The 20,253-nt window shown below is 44.2% G+C and carries 12 protein-coding genes; 9 read left to right on the top strand and 3 right to left on the bottom strand.

The annotated features are described in order from the left end of the window. Positions 1 to 15: 15 nt before the first annotated feature. Entirely contained in the window at positions 16 to 1,323 is a 1,308-nt protein-coding gene (locus ACFQZT_RS05685) for a uracil/xanthine transporter (protein ID WP_379297410.1), read from the top strand. A gap of 62 nt (positions 1,324 to 1,385) precedes the next feature. Here ACFQZT_RS05685 and ACFQZT_RS05680 read toward each other — a convergent pair whose 3' ends face one another. Then, positions 1,386 to 4,481, bottom strand: coding sequence for a discoidin domain-containing protein (locus tag ACFQZT_RS05680; protein WP_379297408.1), 3,096 nt, complete (start codon positions 4,479 to 4,481; stop codon positions 1,386 to 1,388). 222 nt (positions 4,482 to 4,703) lie between these two features. Between ACFQZT_RS05680 and ACFQZT_RS05675 the strand changes: the two genes are divergently transcribed. From ACFQZT_RS05675 to ACFQZT_RS05640, 8 genes are all read left to right on the top strand, one after another. Continuing rightward, positions 4,704 to 6,482: a sensor histidine kinase gene (locus ACFQZT_RS05675; protein WP_379297406.1), complete on the top strand. Its 1,779-nt coding sequence runs from the start codon at positions 4,704 to 4,706 to the stop codon at positions 6,480 to 6,482. A 2-nt stretch (positions 6,483 to 6,484) separates the two neighbouring features. Continuing rightward, positions 6,485 to 8,071, top strand: coding sequence for a response regulator (locus ACFQZT_RS05670; RefSeq protein ID WP_379297403.1), 1,587 nt, complete (start codon positions 6,485 to 6,487; stop codon positions 8,069 to 8,071). Positions 8,072 to 8,198: 127 nt separating this feature from the next. Further along, positions 8,199 to 9,536, top strand: a complete 1,338-nt coding sequence (locus tag ACFQZT_RS05665; protein WP_379297401.1) for an ABC transporter substrate-binding protein — start codon at positions 8,199 to 8,201, stop codon at positions 9,534 to 9,536. 115 nt (positions 9,537 to 9,651) lie between these two features. Then, entirely contained in the window at positions 9,652 to 10,533 is an 882-nt protein-coding gene (locus ACFQZT_RS05660; protein ID WP_379297399.1) for a carbohydrate ABC transporter permease, read from the top strand. Next, positions 10,533 to 11,351 carry a carbohydrate ABC transporter permease gene (locus ACFQZT_RS05655; protein ID WP_379297397.1) on the top strand — a complete coding sequence of 273 codons (819 nt, stop codon included), beginning with the start codon at positions 10,533 to 10,535 and terminating at the stop codon, positions 11,349 to 11,351. Before ACFQZT_RS05660 ends, ACFQZT_RS05655 begins: the two co-directional genes overlap by 1 nt. A 34-nt stretch (positions 11,352 to 11,385) precedes the next feature. After that, a complete protein-coding gene (locus tag ACFQZT_RS05650) occupies positions 11,386 to 13,545 on the top strand; it encodes an alpha-galactosidase (RefSeq protein ID WP_379297979.1) in 2,160 nt (719 codons plus the stop codon). A 41-nt stretch (positions 13,546 to 13,586) separates the two neighbouring features. Continuing rightward, complete coding sequence (locus ACFQZT_RS05645) at positions 13,587 to 14,564, top strand: aldose epimerase family protein (RefSeq protein WP_379297395.1); 978 nt, start codon at positions 13,587 to 13,589, stop codon at positions 14,562 to 14,564. A 5-nt stretch (positions 14,565 to 14,569) separates the two neighbouring features. After that, entirely contained in the window at positions 14,570 to 17,920 is a 3,351-nt protein-coding gene (locus ACFQZT_RS05640; RefSeq protein ID WP_379297393.1) for a DUF5107 domain-containing protein, read from the top strand. A 61-nt stretch (positions 17,921 to 17,981) separates the two neighbouring features. Here the strand turns inward: ACFQZT_RS05640 and ACFQZT_RS05635 are convergent, their stop codons facing one another. Then, the gene (locus ACFQZT_RS05635) at positions 17,982 to 19,148 is read right to left on the bottom strand and encodes a Ger(x)C family spore germination protein (RefSeq protein WP_379297391.1); all 1,167 of its coding nucleotides are present in this window, start codon (positions 19,146 to 19,148) and stop codon (positions 17,982 to 17,984) included. Beyond that, positions 19,126 to 20,253, bottom strand: a complete 1,128-nt coding sequence (locus tag ACFQZT_RS05630) for a GerAB/ArcD/ProY family transporter (protein ID WP_379297389.1) — start codon at positions 20,251 to 20,253, stop codon at positions 19,126 to 19,128. Before ACFQZT_RS05630 ends, ACFQZT_RS05635 begins: the two co-directional genes overlap by 23 nt.

Here is a 20,253-nt window from a genome sequence, read left to right as displayed (position 1 = left end):
AGAGAGGAAGAGAGGATGCTAATGTCCAGAAAGGGCTGGATACCTGTTGCACTGGCAGCCGTGCAATGGCTATTTTTTATGTTTGCGAATACGATTGTCATACCGATTTCTGTTGCAGCGGCGTTTCATCTGACCGGCGATCAAATGATGGCTGCTCTACGCTGTTCGTTTATCGTTACTGGTGCGGGAAGCATTTTGCAGGCTATATTTGGCCACAAATATGCGTTATTGGAAGGACCGCAAGGTATTTGGTGGACCTTGATTATTGGATTGAGCAGTCTATCGTCAACGATGGGCATGACAATGTCGGATGTCGGAGGATCGCTCGCAGTCGGAATTTTTCTTTCCGGCCTTCTTACTGTCGTTTTAGGTGTGACGGGCTGGAGCCAGACAATCATGCGGGGATTTACGACCTACTCCATCACGGTATATTTATTTTTGTTGACTACCCAGCTAATTTTTGTCTTTTTTGATGGTATGATAGTCCGGGAAGGTAATGTGCAAGTGAATGGAGCGGAAACGCTTGTTTCTTTTTTTCTGATTGGGTTGGTGAGCTGGCTTAGTTTGAAAGGTACGGGCTGGTACCGCAATTTTGCTATTCTTATCGGCATTCTTGTGGGGTGGGTAGTTTATCTGGTGGCTTTTCCAGCTTCAATCCCGGAATCAACTGTTAGCGATTCGCACCTGTTCGTCATATTCCCGTGGGGTACACCTCATTTATCCGTCGGCATTATCATTGTTTCTTTACTTGCAGGCTTAATCAATATGGCCAATTCAGTAGCTTCCATCACATCGGCTGAGAAAATATACGGTCGGGTCACAACGAAGAGCCAATACAAGCGCAGCTTTGTGCTGACAGGCCTATACACATCAGTATCCGCTCTCTTCGGAATAGTGCCTTACGGTCCGTACACCTCCACCATCGGATTTTTGGAAAGCACGAGAATACTTCGCAGGTTGCCGTTTGTTTTGGGAGGAGGCGTATTCGTGCTTATCGGACTGAATCCCTCCGTCAGTTCGCTTTTCATCACCTTACCGGTCAGCGTTGGAAGTGCTGTATTGTTTGTAGCTTTCTTGCAAATGCTGGGTACTGTATTCCGTAATATCAAAGCGTATACGCTGGATTCACTTGTGGTCTATCGTCTTGGGTTGCCGATCATGACCGGTTTGAGCATCATGCATATGCCGAAAGGAATATTTTCGTCCCTGCCGGTCGTTTTGCAACCGCTGTTGAGCAATGGTTTTTTGGCAGGGGTGTTGCTGTCGATTTTGTTGGAATTCGGGTTTGGTTGCAAAAATATAAAAAAACATAAAAAAGCATAATACGTTTGTTGTAAGCAAAAAGCCGATCTCCCTACTTTCAGGAAAGATCGGCAATCTTATGTTTATTGATAAATATTGAACATAAGGTCTCGTTTCCCGCCGTTTTCCGTCACCCATGTCAGACCGCCGTCATTAGAAAGCCGTTCAAAGCCCTTCGAATACGGATCGCTATCATGATATCCAAACCCATATTTGTTGTTGATTGAACCGTCATCAACAGAATTTGGTGAACGCAGGATAAAGGCGTAATGCGCATTCGTATCCAGTTTGCTCAAACGGGGATAGATGGAATACGGCGTCAAATTTCCCGGAATATTATAAGGCGGTAAAGATGCACTAAACAGTGTTTTTACTGGAATATATTGATCGTTTAATTGAACGATGTCCATGTACAAATTATCTTTTGGAACTTGGTTGACATAACTCTCATACAGATAAATGTCCATTTTAGGAATATCTGATTTCGTTATGTCAAACACCTGCATTCGCTGCGTATTAGAACGGATATCGCTGTATTTGCTAAATGGAGCTGTACTATTATCCTGATCAATGCGAAGCCGTTCTGTATTCGTAGCGTTGTTATGATAAGCCTCTATTTCCCCTATAACCGGCAAACGATTCGCGGAAAGAATGGATAAACGAATCTTTGATGTGGTGATATCAGGGAAGTTGATCGTCTTCCAATCACCCACCGTATACCCTTTCGTCAAATTGACATATGCTGAGCCGTCCCAATATTGTAAGGAATAATTCGCAATTCCGAAGGTTGTATTGTTTCTAAGCTCTTTAATGACGACTTGGTTTAAGGTAGTTTCGGTTGCAAAATTTATTTCTACCCATTGATCGTTCAAAGCATTCGGACTCCAACTGGTATGCGGGTTTCCGTCAACAACAGCCGAGCCGGAATTATCTCCGTAAGTAGATACGGTAACGGTTTGCCCCAGTGCGAGATTTTTAGGAAGCGGAGTTGGGGTTACTCCGGTTTCACTGCTTATTTTTAGGATCGTTGAATCTTTTACGTCAAAATGTTTTGTAAACTTATCCTTAAATGTCCCAAGTGTAATACCATCATAGACATCTTCCACGGCGTAAGTTTTGCCCTCCTGAAGCCCAAGATCGTGAAAGGAAACTGAAATTTCGGCTGGTGCATCACTCCAATTATTCATTCCAACATAGCGAGTTCCTTCACCATCGTCGAGATAGGTAACAGCTGGGGCATGCTCATCTAAGTGATAGAAGTTGGACATCTTCACAGGTTTTGCTGCCTTTCCTTTTTGGACAAGATCCAGCAAACCGCTGTTACGCAAAATTCCATAGCGTTCCTCTGTCAAAAAAGGGACATTATCGCCAGCAAGCCAGCTACCGCCACCCATTGCCACTGTAGTCGCAAGAAGTTTACCATCCGCTTGGCTGTATTTATACCAAAATCCGTTTGCAAAATTTTCAGGCATGATCATGTCTGGATCGTTATACGAATATATGGTTCCGTTGGAGAACCAAGAAGCCTGCGTATTGAATGCCTGCCTTTCAAAGCCTGAATAGTTTTGCACGCCAATTGTGGTATCACAGCCCGATCTGCGGCCATGGGCAAAACCGCCCGGCAATAAAGGAGCTATAGATTCATCTATAAAGATAGGCCGACCTGCTGCAAGAATCGTGTCTCGGATAATTCCTAAACCTGTTCTGTAGGCTTGAATACCATTTTGGGATGCGTCGTAGTGGGCGCCTTCCTGCATACCTACATCAAGAAAATCGATTTTTACGTAATCGTAACCCCAGTCGACGTAGCGCTGTATGGTATCACGTATATAAGTCTGAGCACCCGGATGAGTCGGGTCTAGTGCGTAAGTACCGATATAGGTTTTGATCAAGGTTCCCGCTGCATCTTTTAGGACAGTATCCCTGAACTTAAACGTAGTGTTAGGAATTGGATTATCCAAATAACTTTCTTGAACGCTAAACGGATTGAAATAAATGCCCGCCTTCAGCCCTTTGGCGTGTATGTAGTTTGCGAAGCTTTTCATAGGGTCTTCACCGGGAACGCGTACCGGCCATTTTTTAGGGTCCGCCGTCCAATCGCCGTCGGCTTTCTCCCATCCCGCATCAAGATTGAAATATTGGTAGCCCTTCTGCTTCAAATTCTCCGCTACATAATCAACGAGCGGGTACATTGCGTCAGCGGTCAAATAGTCATAATAGTGGGAATACCAAGTGTTATATCCGACGGGAACATTTCCTTCCCATTTCAATCTGGGTTCGCCTTTTTCATAAACTTTGCCAAATGTCTCTAGGCCGGTTCGATAATCATTAAAATATCCCAAGAAGAATTTATCGGAGACGATGTCCTTACCGATCTGAGACCCACCCCAGTTATACAAGGAGAAGCCGTCGAGGGGCGCATTAGGAGCTGGTGCTTGAATGAGTTTTTGACTGCTTTTCCAATTCTTAGTGGTGGCTGCGCCTGCTACTATCCCACGATTATTCCCTTGGTCAAACACGGCGGTAACCCAATGGCTAACTCCGTTAAAAGGTCCCCAGGGTTCATTTGCACCGTAAACTCGATCCGTCTCATTTTGGCTGTTACCGAAATTATGAACAGGTGCAACGCCAAAGTCAAAATTGTTAGAATAAGGTGTAGTGAAGATCCGTTTATCCGATCCCTCACCTATATCCAGTTTTGAAGCGGAAATAGGCTCCATAATTTCGACAGTAAGCGGATTTTTGCTTTGTACTTCTATCTCCGTCATCAGGTAGGAATTATCGGGGTACAGATAAAAATTTTGGATGATTGTCGGCCCTTTATCCAGTTCATTGGATATTGTCAGTAATTGCCCGTTAGAACCGTACTTATCTTCCTCAATCTTTTTCCATGTTGCTTTTCTTTTCGCAGTATCTGTCGAAGCGTAACGTTGATCAAGGCCGGCGACCTTAATATCGGAATGGAATTGAGTAACCATTTTATTCTCGTTAAACGCAATGTCTCCAATCCCTGTCTGCAAATCGTAGGAAATGGTGTACTGGCCGTTTGTGGCTTTGACCAATTGATGCGACTTTGTGATTGATACTTTTTCATTTGCTTTTGATTCCGCCGGGAAGACAACAAATGAAGATGAGGTTAAACATAAAATCAATACACCGGTTAACCAACGCATTCCCATGGTATTTCCAACGCACCTCTCTGATTTGGATTACGGCTCACCAAACCGTTAGCCGTGAATTTATTTTAGATATCAGAGGAGTGAGATGAAATAAAAGATTTTGTGCTTTCTATGTTAAAATTTTTGTGAAACAAAAAAATGAACATCAATCATACAATTTGTTGGATTGTATTTCAGATACCCTGAGGTAGAATAGAGGAAGAATTATAGGGGGCTAGCAGCATGATTAAGCTATTCTTGAATCGAAGCATCAAAACGAAAATTGTCTGGATCAGTGTAGTGATTTCAATGGTCCCGTTGCTTTTGTTAGCTATGTTATTTTATAAAACCAGTACAGAATTATTGGAGACTACGATGTACCGCAACGCAGATCAGAACGCGGATTATTTGAGCGAATATTTGGATAAGTATTTCAGAAATTTTTCCTATTCGGCCCTGCAGGTATACGGGTTTAAAAATATCATGAATCTTATGGAAAATGGCAACGATTATAACAACGCTAATATCATCAACGTTAGAGACTCCTTAAGCAATTATTTCAGGCTGCTCCAGAGTCAGAACGAAGACGTTATCAAAATCATGCTATACGGAAAAAAGAATACACTCGAAGAAAGTTGGTCCAGGGCAAGTTTTTACGATTCCCTTCAGCCTGTAAAAGAAATCCCCCGTTCGGAAGATCTGTTGAATTTGCCCTTTCAACATACCTTTATGACGACTTACAAAGATTCTGCTTTAGAGCAGTCCTTTTTTGTATATGCGATTTCCGTTTACGACCCTTATTACAAGTATAAAATCGGTACGATTCTTTTTATCATACAAAATAAAGATATTCAGAAGATGGTCGAAAAGTATAATCGCGCTCCAAATGTGATTGTCCTGCAAAACTCGCGGGGGGACAGGTTTTATCAAACCGATACGAAATATGATCAAGATGTCAAAGGCTTTTCCGATCCTCCATCACCAAGCGCGAAATTGAAGCATGTGTTGAATTTCAATGACCGGCGTGAACTATTGATCGGTACCTCCTATCTGGATCACGGCAATATGAAGCTGGATATTGTTTACCCCAGTACGGAGTTGAATAAAAACCGTAAATATATTTTTAATCTCACCTTATTAATTCTATTTGCGGTGATCTTGATTATTTATTTATTCTCCTTAATGTCGCAGCACTATATTACCAAACCGATTCAATTGTTAGGTAGGGCTATGAGTGCCCTGCGGAATGGAAATTTTGCCGTTTCGTTAAAAGTAAATAATTGGAGCGATGATATTTCGCAGTTGGCGAGAAATTTTAATTTCATGACTCGAAAAATCAGCGATTTGATCGAATCGGAGTATGAAATGAAATTACGCAATAAGGAAGCGCAAATCATTGCTTTGCAAACACAGATCAATCCTCATTTCCTGTATAATACACTGCAGACCATTGGCGGGAAAGCGGTCCTCAACGGAGAATATGAAATTCAGGAAATGTGCAGCGCGCTGGGAGATATGTTTCGGTACAGCTTCTATGAAGGAAATAAGGAATCGACCTTAGGCATGGAATTGCTTCATATTAATAATTATTTGTATATTCAAAAGTTCCGGTTTGAAGAGCTTTTACAAACAGAGATTGATGTGGCTGAAGAGTTTAGGAAATATCCTATGATACGGTTTGTCCTGCAGCCGATTATTGAAAACGCAATCATTCATTCTTTAGGGAAAACAGTTAATAGAGAACTTCATCTTCACATATCTGCGATAAGGGATAACAATGCTATTGTAATTTTAATTAAAGACGATGGCCCAGGCATTGATGCAAAGCTGCTCGCGGAGATGCAAGATGTATTAGATCAAAAGTCATTGTCTGTTTATTCAGGCGTGTCGATTGGTTTGAAAAATGTACATGAGCGACTGCAGATGGTATATGGGCCGATGTACGGGATCCGTGTTGAAAGCGTCTTAGGTCAAGGTACGAGCGTCTATATCACCATTCCGGATGTAAAAGAGAGGAAATAATCATGTATAAAGTGATGGTTGTCGACGACGAACAGTGGGGAAGAAAAGCGATTTGCAAATTAATTGACGAGCTTTCCGCTAATGTTGAAGTTGTCGCAGAAGCCAAGCATGGGGAAGAAGCGCTGCAACTGATACAGCTTAGCAAGCCTCATATTGTCGTGACCGATATGAATATGCCGGTTATGGATGGCAAACAATTTCTGGAAAATCTCTTTATGCTGCATAAGGAGATCAAGGTCATTGTGATCAGCGGGTATTCGGAATTTGAATATTTAAAAGCAGCTTTAACGTACCAGGTGTGCGATTATGTGCTTAAGCCCGTGTCTATTGGGGATTTGATGAACGCCATCAAGAAGGCAATCGAGACTCTGCAGAAAGATATGGATGCGCTTCAGCAGCAATATCATGCGAACTCGGTTTGGAAATTAAAGCGGGAAGTTTTTCTGCAGCATGTTTCCCATAAGCGAATTATGAATCAGTCCGATATGGCGAATCCATTGAAAGCTTTTAAACTCGAACGTACTTTTGAAAAATATCGCATGGTTATGTTGGCATTCAGGCAATTTAATGAGGTGGCAGTAAGCAAATTTCACGGCAACGCTGACCTGCTCATGTTTAGTCTGGAAAATATTTTTTCTGACATTCTAAAAAGCGATACACCGCTAATGTTTACGGCAGATGACAGGATGAAACTATGTATAATTATGCCTTCGGCTTACTATGGAGCTGCTGGAATCGCACAGATTTTAGCTGAATTCCAACATGCGGTGTTCGATATGCTGAAAGTTAACATTGTTGCGGGAATCAGTCGTGAGTATGAGAGATTAGAAACACTGCCGGCCGCATTTGATGAAGCGCTTGCAGCGCTGTGGAACAATCCATTTCATGTATCCAGCTTGTTCATTTCTGATGCTGAATCAATAACGACGCCTTCCCATGCGGAGATTTTGAGTATCTTTGATTTGAAAACGATAAAGCAGGCATTCGTTAACAAAAATGAAAAGGCAATCCAAACCATGCTTGAGCAATTTTTGCGAAAAACTGCCCTATACAAGGATATTCTTATCCAAGAGGTTCATCTAGCGTATATACAATTGTCGGAAACCATAGCCAGCGGAATGAAGGAGATTTCTTATTCCAATCAGGCCATTTCTGATTATCAAGTCCTCCAGCATGCACTGGATCTCGATGGATTAACGCTGTGCATTCATAAGATGAGCGCTCTGATTTCAGAAGCTTTCATGCATCTGGGAGATCAAGACACTTCGTTTCCGGTGCAGGAGATTACCGGTTTTCTAAGCAAGCATTATTTTGAAGAACTAAGCTTGGTCGATGTGGCTATGAGATTTCACCTGGATCCCAGCTACTTCAGTAAGTTGTTTAAGGCATTCACAAATGAGAATTTTATCGAATATTTGACCAGACTTCGTATGGAGAAAGCCTGTGAATTGCTCCGTTCATCCGAGCGGAAGGTCAATGAAATTGCTGAATTGATCGGCTATGAAAACCAAAGGTATTTTAGTCAGGTGTTTAAAAAATTCACAGGCCAAACGCCTACGGAATACCGTGAATCGTGTGAAAGCGTATAGGCATTACAAAATAATGAACATCTGCTTCACAAGATTTTGTATTACTGCATCAAGCGCGTTTCGCTACAATCAGAAATAGAGGAACAATACGTTCATCATTACATGAATGAAGAAAAGGGGAAATGGCATGGAAAAACGAATCCAAATTACTTTATGTACCCTCCTTTTTACGAGCTTATTGGCGGGGTGCGGAAATACGGATACCAAGAATTCGCCCGGATCCACTCCGGCGGGAAGCGCTGCGGCGACTTCTTCAAGTACCAACAAGACCGAGAAAAAGGAAGAGCCGGTTACAATCTCTTTCATGCACTTCAAGAGCGACGTCACCGATGGCGTTCAGAAAATTGTCGACCAATTCGAGAAAGAAAATCCGAATATTAAGGTCGAAGTCCAGCCGGTTAAGTATGATGATTACTATACACTGTTGAAAACAAAAGTAGCCAGCGGGGATGTTATTGATGTATTTTCTCTGAATTCGGGCAGCAATACTAAATCGCTTGTGGATGGGGGATACTTGCTAGACCTGACAGACCAGCCGTTTATGAAAAATTTTGATTCGGGTGTCCTTAAAGATCAAGCAACCGATGGGAAAAACTACATCATGCCGGTAAATAGCGGTCCTATTGCCGTATTTTATAACAAGAAAATTTTCAAAGATCTGGGCTTAGAGATTCCTAAAACCTGGGATGCACTCATGGCAGCAGCAAAAAAAATTAAGGATTCGGGTAAAACACCGTTTGCCCTCGGTTGGAAGGACGGGTGGCCGCTTGCCATGTGGTCTACTCGCGATCTTCCTAGCAATACGGCACTTATCGCCAATCAACCGGACTTTTTCGAAAAAATTGAGAAGGGTCAGGCTAAATTCGCAGATAACCCTGCGGCGAAAGTTACGATCGATCACGCCAAACAATATTTTGAATATGGAAACAAAGATCAGCTTGGCGTGGATTATAACGGAGCAGTCGATTTGTTTGCCAAGGGTGATGCGGCGATGATGTACATGGGGACTTGGCCGCTGCAGGACATTGAGAAAAAGAATCCTGACTTCTATAAAAATGATGTAGGCTATTTCCCTTATCCGTTTAGCAACGATGCAAGCAAAAACAAGCTGGAATTTAACCCGGATGCTTCTTTGGCTGTTAGCAGCAAAACGGAACATAAAGAAGCAGCTTTGAAATTCCTGGCTTTCATGGGAAGTAAAGCAGGCGGAGACGCATGGGTTAATAATGTTAAATCGCTCAGCTATGTCAAAGGCTCGATCACCAATATCGCTCCGGCTGTCGATGAATTAAAGCCTTACATCGAGGCAGGTAATATTTATAATTCCCAGGCGTATCTGGCAAAAACGACCATTGATTGGGGCGGCCAATTCAGTCAAGACTTGCAAAAATATTTTTTCAATAAGATGACAGCGGATGAAATTATTAAAGATATGGACGATTGGGTACAAAAGAATCATAAATAAGCTTAAGTAACTTTGTTGTGATGGCATAGGAGTCTGTTAGACGTTCAATGGTTTCCTTCGTCTGACAGGCTCTTCATTCTTCTTGCTGCTGTTATCTTCAAGAAAGGACTGGATCATGAAAGTTTTGAAACGAACTTGGCGGGCTGAGTCATGGTACATTTTGTTTGTAATTCCAGGATTGTGTTTATTTCTATTTGCCGTTGTATTACCACTAGCCATGGGGGTCAAATATTCCTTTACCGATTGGGATGGTGTCTCCCAAACGCTCCATTATATTGGCTGGGACAATTATGTTCATGCCATTAAGGATAGTGATTTTTGGAGGTCGCTCTCGAACACGTTCAAATATGCAATTATTTTGACCTTTTTAGTAAATCTCCTATCTTTATTATTGGCACTTGTTCTGGATTCGTTCCTAAAGTTTAGAAACCTATTTAGAACGATTTTCTTTTTGCCGAGCGTCATATCCATCGTTTTATCCGGATTTGTTTGGAGTTATAACTACAGCAAAGGTGTACCTAATTTATTTAAACTGTTTGGAGTTGAAAGTGTTACGAGTCCGTTAGGGCACCCTAACTATGCGCTTTGGGGAATCATTGCAATTGCTGTATGGCAAGGTATCGGCACACCGATGATCATTTATATTGCCGGATTACAAAATATTCCCAGCGAATTAGTAGAAAGTGCTGAAATAGATGGTGCAGGGATCTTACACACATTCTGGCATGTGACGCTACCGCTAATCGCACCATCGATCACAATCAATATGGTACTGGTGTTAACAGGAGCATTAAAGGTGTTCGATTTAGTGTATGTGACAACGAACGGAGGCCCCGGTTTTTCCACTGACGTACTATCGATCTATATATACCGGGCATCCTTTGCCTCTCATAAGGGTGGATACGGGACCGCTTTATCCATGATATTTTTCATCATTCTGGTTCTGGTTACGATGATTCAACTTCAGATTTTTAGAAAAAGGGAAGTGGAATTATAGTGAAACAGGTCCATGCTATTGTATTTACAATTATTTTGATTTTGGCGCTGGTCGTACTTTTCCCATTATATGTTGCTTTATTAATGTCATTGAAGACAAGTCAGGAAACTTTTCTGTCCTTTTATTCGCTCCCTGGGGGAGTAAACCTTGGAAATTATATTCACGCGTGGAATACTTCTCATTACCCTGTGGCACTCCTGAATAGTTTCATCATCACCACAGGTTCCGTTCTTCTCATCATTGCCGTCTCCTCTCTTGCCGGATATTCGATCGCACGCAGAAAAAGCATATTCTATCAATTGATTTTTCTCTTGTTTTTAGCGGGGATCATGGTTCCTTTTCAGGTTACTATGCTTCCGCTTTATAGACTGGGGAAAATGTTGAATCTGATTAATACCCACTGGGGCATCATGCTAATTTATGGTGGCGCTGGCGTACAAACAGGTGTTTTCTTTTATGCCGGGTTTATTAAAGCGATTTCGAGAGAGCTTGAAGAAGCGGCAAAAATAGACGGTTGTTCTGTGCCTGGTATCTTTTTTCGAATCATTTTTCCTTTATTAAAGCCGGTAACGGCCACGGTGATGGTATTAAATACTTTGTATATATGGAACGATTTCCTGCTTCCGTTGCTTTTTCTCCAAAAAGATAAATTTCGTACGATCCCATTACAGCAGTATTATTTTTTCGGTCAGTATAGCAGTGACCTGAATTTGGCTTTTGCCTACGCGGTGATGGGGATGATCCCGATCATTGCCTTCTTCCTGCTGATGCAGAAATTTATCGTAAAAGGCATTACCGCCGGCGCAATTAAAGGATAAGTAAAATGATGATCTAAAAAATAAACAGATGAAGGTGTCTGCCTTGCCGATAACATTTCATGAAGATTTGCGACTGTTCGAAATTCAAACGAGAAGCACCTCCTATCTCTTCGGCATCAATGAAAAGGGGAGCGTGCAGCATGTCTATTGGGGAGAAGTCGTCGATGCGCGGGAATGCGTGTTTCTTCTGAAAAGCCGCCATCACAGCTCATTTGATGCTGAGGTTGAAAGAGAAAAGGAGGAATATAGCTATGCAGGCGGTTGCAGCTATGTCGAACCTTGTTTGAAAGCTCGGTTTCATGACGGCGTTAGGGATTTGAAAATGACATATATCGGATTTGCCATTCAAAGGGAAGAGCAGGATGTCTCAACGGAAAATATGCCAAACTGCTCCACGGAGACCTTGGTTATTACATTCAAAGATGTTCATTATGATTTATGGGTAAAAATTTATTATAGAGTTATTCCTGATCACGATTTAATTGAGCGGTATGCAGAGGTGCTGAATCAAAGTAAGGATGATATAGTCATCGATCAAATGATGTCCGCTGCATGGTCTCTACCCGTTCTCTCCGATTATCGTCTAACGCACGTTACAGGAAGATGGGCCGGGGAGTTCCAGTTGAGGGAGATGAAATTGACGGAGGGTAAGAAAACACTTGAATCGAGAAGAGGTTTCACAGGGCCGCACGCGAACCCTTGGTTTGCTATCGATAATGGAAAAGCAGATGAAGTTTCCGGCAAGGTTTGGTTCGGTATGCTGGGTTGGAGCGGGAATTGGAAAATCGTAGCCGAGAAGACGAATTTTAATCACTTGCGAGTTGTTGGCGGAATGAACGATTATGATTGTTCGATTTTGCTGCAAGGCGGGGAGACGTTAACTTCCCCTACTTTTACAGGAGGTTACACCTCGCATGGGTTCGGTGAGATGAGCCGAATCCTGCATAGTTATCAAAGGAAACATATTCTTCCGTCCCGTGGTCATCGGAGGGTTTTATATAACTCATGGGAAGCCACTTATTTTGAAGTGAATGCCGAAGGGCAAAAGGAGCTGGCAAGAGCCGCCGCCAAGCTTGGCGTCGAGCTGTTCGTTGTGGATGATGGGTGGTTTGGCAGCAGAAATAGCGATAAGTCGGGACTTGGTGACTGGTATGTAAACCCGGATAAATTTCCAAATGGCTTGCAGGAACTGATTGATGAAGTTACGAGCTTAGGGATGGATTTTGGCATATGGGTGGAACCGGAAGCGGTGAATCCCGATAGCGACCTTTTTAGGGAGCATCCAGATTGGATTTATCATTTCCCTACACGTGAAGGCACCCAACTAAGGAATGAATTTATGCTCAATTTGGGTAAGCCGGAAGTGAAACAATTTATATTGGATTTCATGACAAAGCTTTTAAGTACTTATCAGATTTCGTTTATTAAATGGGATATCAATCGTACGATTACAGAACCCGGAGCAGGTGACGATTTCCTAAAACCTCATAACGCCATATGGATTAGGCATGTGCAAAATTTATATGAGATATGGGCTGAATTGAGAAAAAGATTTCCGGACGTCGAGTTCGAAGCGTGCGCTGGCGGCGGATCGCGAATCGACTTGGGCATGCTGAGGTATGCGGATCAGGTCTGGCCAAGCGACAATACCGACGCCTTTGATCGGCTGAGCATTCAGGAGGGCTTTTCTTATGTATACAGTCCTCAAATCATGATGTGTTGGGTCACCGATTCGCCACACAGTTTAAATGGAAGAAAGTTGCCCTTATCCTTCCGGTTTCACAGTGCGATGATGGGCGGATTAGGGATAGGAGCTAATCTCAAGATTTGGTCGGACGAGGAGTTCGAAGAGGCATCAGCCTTTATTAAATTATATAAAGAAATCAGGCCTGTTATAGCGACAGGACATTTATTCCGTTTGCAAACACTGCGTGAATCCCAATCTGCCGCATACCAATATGTAAGTCATGATGGCGAAGAAGCCGTTGTATTCAATTTTTTGCACGCACAACGCTTTGCCGACGAATTTCCGAGAATATGTCTTCAAGGGCTAGATCCAAACGCGGATTATCTGGTGGATGACCTTGAGCATCAACCCATACGATTCAAGGGCAAAAACTTGATGAATGTAGGACTAAGCCTAAATCTAAGAGGCGATTTCGACAGTAAATTGATCCGACTAAAACGACTTTAATGATGGTAGGATGATGACGTCGTCTGGAAGGGAAATATTCCATGCCAAGCCATGAAGAAGTGCAAGTATATCCCGCGATCTACAAAGAACGCCAATCTTTCGTGATTGAGAATGACAGGGTGAGAGTCGAGATTGTACCGGATATCGGGGGAAAGATCGTTTCTCTTGTTTATAAGCCAAGCGGCAAGGAATGGCTGCTTGATTCCGGAAGCCGGCCGTTTGTACAGCCCTTTTATGGATCGGCGTTTACGGATTGGGATATGAGCGGATGGGATGAATGTTTTCCGACGATCAACGCTTGTACCGTTCGTGCAAATGAGCATGTGGCTGTTCAATTGCCCGACCATGGAGAAGTGTGGTCTTTGCCGTGGAACTGTGAAACTCAGGATCAGTCCGTTGTATGTTCTGTAAGTGGGATTGGGCTTCCCTATCGTCTGACCCGCACCATTTCTTTTCTGACAACGGGGCATGTCAGGCTGGCGTACAAGGTCGATAATTTAGGCGGAGATCAGCTTCCCTTTCTATGGACGGCTCATCCGCAATTTTCGATTTCGGAGCCGACGCAGATTGTACTGCCTGATTCCATGCGCAATATGCTATGCGTCTATGGCGGCAGGAAGCTGCAGATTGGGGAAGAATATGATGTTTCCTCCTACTTGAACATTCAGCCTGAGCCTATAGCAGACGGGAAAAAGTTCTATTATCCGGGTGTCGTTCCTGCTGGATGGTCAGGTTTATACGGCCGGGAAAGCGGCAATTATTTGCGTGTATCGGTTGATGTGCATAAGGTGCCGTATCTTGGTATTTGGATTGATGAAGGGAAGTACAACGATCGTGTGACCTGCGCTTTGGAGCCAGGAATCGGATATTATGATTCGCTTGAAATGGCACTAATTAACGGTACGTCGGTTGTTATTGAATCATCCAAATCGCACGAATGGCATCTGGATCTGGAATTGGGCCAAGGGAGCCTAGAGAACGCATATTCTAGAGTTAATGATATCGAGACAAGGAAGTGAGCGCTTTGAGTCACATCGATCAGCAAGTTCGCGTATGGGAAGAAACAGTTTCAATTCCAACTTACGGGGTCGGGGAACCGGATAAAAATCCGATGTTTTTGGAAAAACGGGTTTATCAAGGAAGTTCAGGACGCGTATATCCGCATCCAGTTATCGAGCGGATTGAAGACGAGAAAAAACCTAAAGATTACCTGATGGTTATTTTGGAGAATGAGTATGTGCGTATTGAGATTATGCCCGAAATTGGCGGTAGGATCTACCGGGCGCTTGATAAAACGAATCAATATGATTTCGTTTATTATAATCAAGTAATTAAACCTGCTTTGGTCGGATTGGCAGGTCCATGGATATCCGGCGGGATCGAATTTAATTGGCCTCAGCATCATCGTCCGAATACTTTTGGCCCCGTTGAGTACCGTTTAGCCGAAAATAAAGATGGCAGCGCCACCGTTTGGGTGAGTGAAATCGATCGTATGTATGGAACCAAGGTGACCACAGGCTTCACTTTGTATGCAGGTAAAGCTTATTTAGAAATTCATGCACAATTATACAATCGCACGCCTGAGCCCCAAACTTTCCTCTGGTGGGCAAACCCTGCCATTGCGGTTAATGATCATACACAGTCGGTATTTCCTCCGGACGTAACGGCTGTCTTCGATCATGGCAAACGTGACGTATCGCGGTTCCCGATCGCAACAGGGACCTATTACAAAATGGATTATTCCGCAGGCGTTGATATTTCACGCTACAAAAATATACCTGTACCGACTTCTTATATGGCTTACAAGTCGGATTATAATTTCGTCGGCGGTTATGATCACGGGGTTGGCGCCGGTCTCCTCCATGTCGCTAATCATCATGTATCACCGGGTAAAAAACAGTGGACCTGGGGAAACGGGGAGTTCGGGCAAGCGTGGGACCGAAATCTGACGGATGAAGACGGACCTTATATCGAGTTAATGACAGGTGTCTATACAGATAATCAGCCTGATTTTACATGGCTGCAGCCTTATGAAGAGAAATCATTTACCCAATATTTCATGCCCTATAAGAATATCGGGGTCGTTAAAAACGCGACAATCGATGCTGCGGTTAATCTGGAAGTTAATGAATTGACGCGTGAAGCTGTCATCCAAGCTTACGCCACTTCATTATTTGAAGGAGCAATCGTGACGTTAAAGGGTAAAAGAGGTATATATGTTCAAGTAGCTCACGAGCTTTCACCAATCTCCACTTTCAACCAAAATATTACGTTGGATGAAGGGGAGCAACTGCATGATTTGACGGTTAGCGTCACGGATGCGAACGGTAAACTGCTCGTTTCCTATATGCCGAAAAGATCCGACATTGAGCAAGTACCTGACGCCGCTAAGCCATTACCCACACCTGTAGAATTGAAGACAAATGAGCAATTGTATTTGGCGGGTTTACATTTGGAGCAATACCGACACGCTACGTTTGAGCCGGAAATATACTATTTGGAGGGATTACAACGAGATCCAAATGACATTCGGATTAATGTCGCTTACGGCACGCTGCTTCTGCGTCGCGGTAAATTTACGGAGAGCGAGGCTCATTTCCGAAGAGCGGTGGCATCGCTAACTTGGCGCAACCCGAATCCTTACGACAGTGAAGCTTACTATCAATTAGGCGTAACGCTAAAGCAGCAAGGCCGTTTAGAGGAAGCATTCTCCGCTTTTTATAAAGCGGTATGGTCGGCTGGCTGGCAGGATGCCGGCTACTTCTCGCTAGCGCAAATTGCTTGCTGGAACAAGTCTTTTGCGGAAGCGTTGGATTTAGTGGAGCGCTCTCTGATCCGGAATACTCATAATTATAAAGCGCGACATTTGAAAACAGCACTTCTTCGAAAGCTTGGGCGCTTGGATGAGGCTAAATCCTTTGCTGAGGAAACAATGAATCTGGATATTGCCGACTTTGGCGCACAGAATGAAATTGTTCAAATTCTGATCGCTCAAAATGAATCCGGTCAAGCTTTGGAAGTCGCCAGTGAGCTCTCTCGGTTGATGAGAGAAGATGTTCACAATTACATGAATTTATGCTCGGACTATGCCGGATGCGGGTTGTTTGAAGAGGCTATAGCCGTACTGGAGCGGCTATTATCAAACAATAACGAGGGTGCATATCCGATGCTGCATTATGCTCTCGGCTACTTATATGAGCAACTCGGTTCGCACGAGCAGGCCGCAAGTCATCGTCGTGCAGGGCAAGCAGCCACGCCCGATTATTGTTTTCCGAATCATCTGTTCGATCTGCAAATTTTGGAGAGCGCCATCACCGCTGATCCGAAGGATGCTAAAGCCCATTACTATCTCGGCAACTGGATGTACGACAAAAAGCGCCATGCAGATGCGATAGCTCATTGGGAGATATCGGCTTCCATTGAAACCCATTTCGCTACTGTTCATCGTAACTTAGCATTGGCGTATTTCAATAAAAGCAATGAATCGGCTAAAGCGCTTGCTTCGCTTGAAAAGGCGTTTCAATGTAATCCGGCGGACGCACGTGTTTTCTTTGAATTGGATCAATTGTATAAAAAACTTGCGTATTCCCCGGAGAAACGCATTGCAAATTTGGAAAAGCACTACGTACTTGTAGAGAAACGCGACGATCTTTATTTGGAGTATATTACTTTGCTGAATTCTCTTGGTGATCAGACGCAGGCCATCGATAAGCTAAATAGCCGAAATTTTCATCCTTGGGAAGGTGGAGAAGGCAAGGTTACTGGTCAATATGTTTTTGCTCATGTAGAACTGGCCAAGAAAGCTCTGAATGAAGAGGATTTTGCGCAAGCAGAAGATTTTCTTCAAAAAGCGCTTGTATATCCTGTAAACCTTGGAGAAGGAAAATTGACCGGCGCTCAAGAAAATCATATTTACTATTTTCTGGGATGTGCTTACGAAGGTATGAATAAGTTGGATCAAGCAAGGGCGTGTTTCAATATTGCTTCACAAGGTTTGGAGGAACCGGCCAGTGCGATGTTCTATAACGATCAACCGCCGGATATGATTTTTTATCAAGGCATGGCTTGGTTAAAGCTTAACAACGACAAAGAGGCGCTGCGACGCTTCAACAAACTTATCGACTATGCGGAGAAACATATATTTGATGATGTGAAAATCGATTATTTTGCTGTTTCACTGCCTGACTTTCTCGTGTTTGAAGACGATATGAATAGACGTAATGAGATCCATTGTTTGTACATGCGGGGACTCGGTTTAATCGGAAAGGGCCAATATGATCAAGCCAAAGATCAACTGGATAAAGTGCTTCAATTAGAACTTAATCATCAAGGTGCGAAGGTGCACAGACAGATGTGTTGGCCAAAGCCAATATGATAAGCTAAGCCAGGTGAGCCATGAAGGAACTCCTGGCTTATTTTATTTGGCGCACCAGCCATTAATTCAGCACATTGCGCGTCAGCATGCCAGAATTGACGATCTTGACATGCACGTTCACCTTAATCACAAGCGATGGATACGTATCCGCCCAGTCTCCCTTCAACTGCTTCCACTTCCGTGGATGCCGCGTACGAATGTCCCGTCCGAATAAGAATAGATCCTTTCCGCTCTGCTGTGTTTTCGCGATTAACTGGCTAATCTCACGCTTTAATGTCTCTTCCAGGCCGGATTTCATTTTCTCGATATCCTGCGCGTCCGAGGTGCTCACATTTCCGTAGATCTCGTCCGTGTTGACCGTGACGCGTATGTCGAGATCGGCGGAACCGGGGGAGCCGTTATCTTTCAAGTCAAATTTGCTCGACTGCGAAATGGTTTTGAAGGTCGCAAGCGTACGGGAGCCTTCTTTCCAAAGGAGGGGCGTACCCTTTCGGAGTTTCCCCCGAACGCATAACCACATTTTCGTTTGTTTGCCATCGAGCCGATAAACGGCACGGTCGCCTTGAAAGAAGGTCATCCCTTCAACCTTTAGGAGCGTGTTCCGGACGCCTTTCTCAGGGGAGTGGTCTTCCTTTGGAGAGACGGCATTCAGCATAGGCAGGAACGAGGTCGACTCCGCAGCTTTAAAGAATTGCATGAACTTGTTGTAATTCACCTGCAAGTACGTCGAAGTCTGATTACTACTTGAGAGCTCCCTTAAATCGAAAGCAGGGACGGAGAAGAGCGTTTTGGCTTGCAGCAAGTCTTTGCCTTTCTTCTCGGCCACCAGCAGGAATTTGTTCCGGCGGATTTGAATGGTTCTTCCGATCTTGTCGAGAATTTCGTGAATGCCCTCCCACGCAACCTCATCCCCGATAATGACGGCTTCCAAATGCGAAAAGCTCGGCGATCTGGAGGAGATCTCGGTCAGCTTGCCCACTGCCTCTTCGATCGAGCTTCCTTCGATGGTGTAGACCGTGGTCGGCGCCTTGATGACGGAAGGATACTGAGAGAATGTTTTCGGATTCACCCATTGGAAGGTGACCTCGTATTTCTCGCGGCTCCCTTTATCGACCGAGAAGGCCGTCAGGAAGACGGTTTCATTAAGCCCCTTACGGTCCCAGCAGCCGGCCAAGAGCAGGCATCCGCACATCAGCAGCGCTAATTTAAGCATCTGCGTTGTCCGCATGAGGCATTCTCCTTCTGGCAATCATGCAGGCGAATCCGAGAAGAAGCGGGATCCCGATTTGGAATACCAACGACAAGTAGGTCCATCTATGTAGCAGGAAATAGGAAAGCTTTTGCGTATTCGGCAAATAGAACAAACTTAGAAAAAGAACGGCGGCGCCGAATAGAAGTGGAAGCCGTTTGGAAACAGATCCGCCGGAACGGCCTAGCAAATGCCAGATGATCGTCAGACAGTTGATGAACAGCATGCCGATAACCAGAAACATCGCGGCTCCCCATACCGATACAAATATCGGCTCAGCTCGCTCGAAGAATTCGCCGAAATGGAACAAGGTAATGAGCTCAACCGTTGGAAACGTCAGCATTTCCAATTGATTCGCGGAGAAAGCGCCGATTTCCTCGATCACGAGCAGACTGGTCACGCCGAAAGCGAGTGCGCTTCCCCAGATCACGTACTTCTTGGCGTTCTTCATCTTGTCAGGCTGAACAAACGCAAACAGCATCGTGATGACGATGCTCTGGGTGAAAGAAGTCAGGTTGAACAGGGAGGCATGAATGATATCGAACCAAGAGGATTGCCGGATAGGCAGGTAATTGGTCATCTCCACGCTCGGAAGCGTGCACGCGATCAGAATCAGCATTGTTGAAAGCAGCGCTAGAATGACCAGCGTGCTCATTTTGCCTAAAGCGCTGATCCCTTGAGCCGCCCCATAAATGGAATACGAAACGATGAAGACGACAAACACAATGAGAGGCGTCTTCGGCAGGAAGAGTGTCTTGAAGCTGGTTGCTAGCAGTTGAACATAAATCACCGTTAGGCAAAGAAAGTACCCCAAGTATAAGATGCCAATGGCTTTGCCCACCCAGCGGCCGAGCAAAATGGTCAGAAATTGAATCAGCGTGCGATTCGGGAATTGCCCGGCCAGCCAAACCGCATATACGCAAAAGAGGACGGCGATCGAGGCGGATAGCAAGGACGAAATCCACATGTCCTCATGGGCGAAGTGGGCCATGATCGAAGGTGCGAATATATGGTTCTGGGTCGCGATAAGCAATGCGAGCAGGCCGGCCGCCTGCAACGGCGTCATTTTCTCGGAAAGGTTCAT

This window comes from Paenibacillus sp. GCM10027628 (assembly GCF_042676385.1).
Classification (GTDB): Bacteria; Bacillota; Bacilli; order Paenibacillales; family NBRC-103111; genus Paenibacillus_E.
This window is presented reverse-complemented; position numbering and strand designations above follow the sequence as displayed.

What these genes read in the sequence shown, in the direction of transcription:
- ACFQZT_RS05685 (WP_379297410.1), top strand. Translation starts at nt 16, where the DNA reads ATGCTAATGTCCAGAAAGGGCTGGATACCTGTTGCACTGGCAGCCGTG.
- ACFQZT_RS05680 (WP_379297408.1), bottom strand. Translation starts at nt 4,481, where the DNA reads ATGGGAATGCGTTGGTTAACCGGTGTATTGATTTTATGTTTAACCTCA.
- ACFQZT_RS05675 (WP_379297406.1), top strand. Translation starts at nt 4,704, where the DNA reads ATGATTAAGCTATTCTTGAATCGAAGCATCAAAACGAAAATTGTCTGG.
- ACFQZT_RS05670 (WP_379297403.1), top strand. Translation starts at nt 6,485, where the DNA reads ATGTATAAAGTGATGGTTGTCGACGACGAACAGTGGGGAAGAAAAGCG.
- ACFQZT_RS05665 (WP_379297401.1), top strand. Translation starts at nt 8,199, where the DNA reads ATGGAAAAACGAATCCAAATTACTTTATGTACCCTCCTTTTTACGAGC.
- ACFQZT_RS05660 (WP_379297399.1), top strand. Translation starts at nt 9,652, where the DNA reads ATGAAAGTTTTGAAACGAACTTGGCGGGCTGAGTCATGGTACATTTTG.
- ACFQZT_RS05645 (WP_379297395.1), top strand. Translation starts at nt 13,587, where the DNA reads ATGCCAAGCCATGAAGAAGTGCAAGTATATCCCGCGATCTACAAAGAA.
- ACFQZT_RS05635 (WP_379297391.1), bottom strand. Translation starts at nt 19,148, where the DNA reads ATGCGGACAACGCAGATGCTTAAATTAGCGCTGCTGATGTGCGGATGC.
- ACFQZT_RS05630 (WP_379297389.1), bottom strand. Translation starts at nt 20,253, where the DNA reads ATGAACCTTTCCGAGAAAATGACGCCGTTGCAGGCGGCCGGCCTGCTC.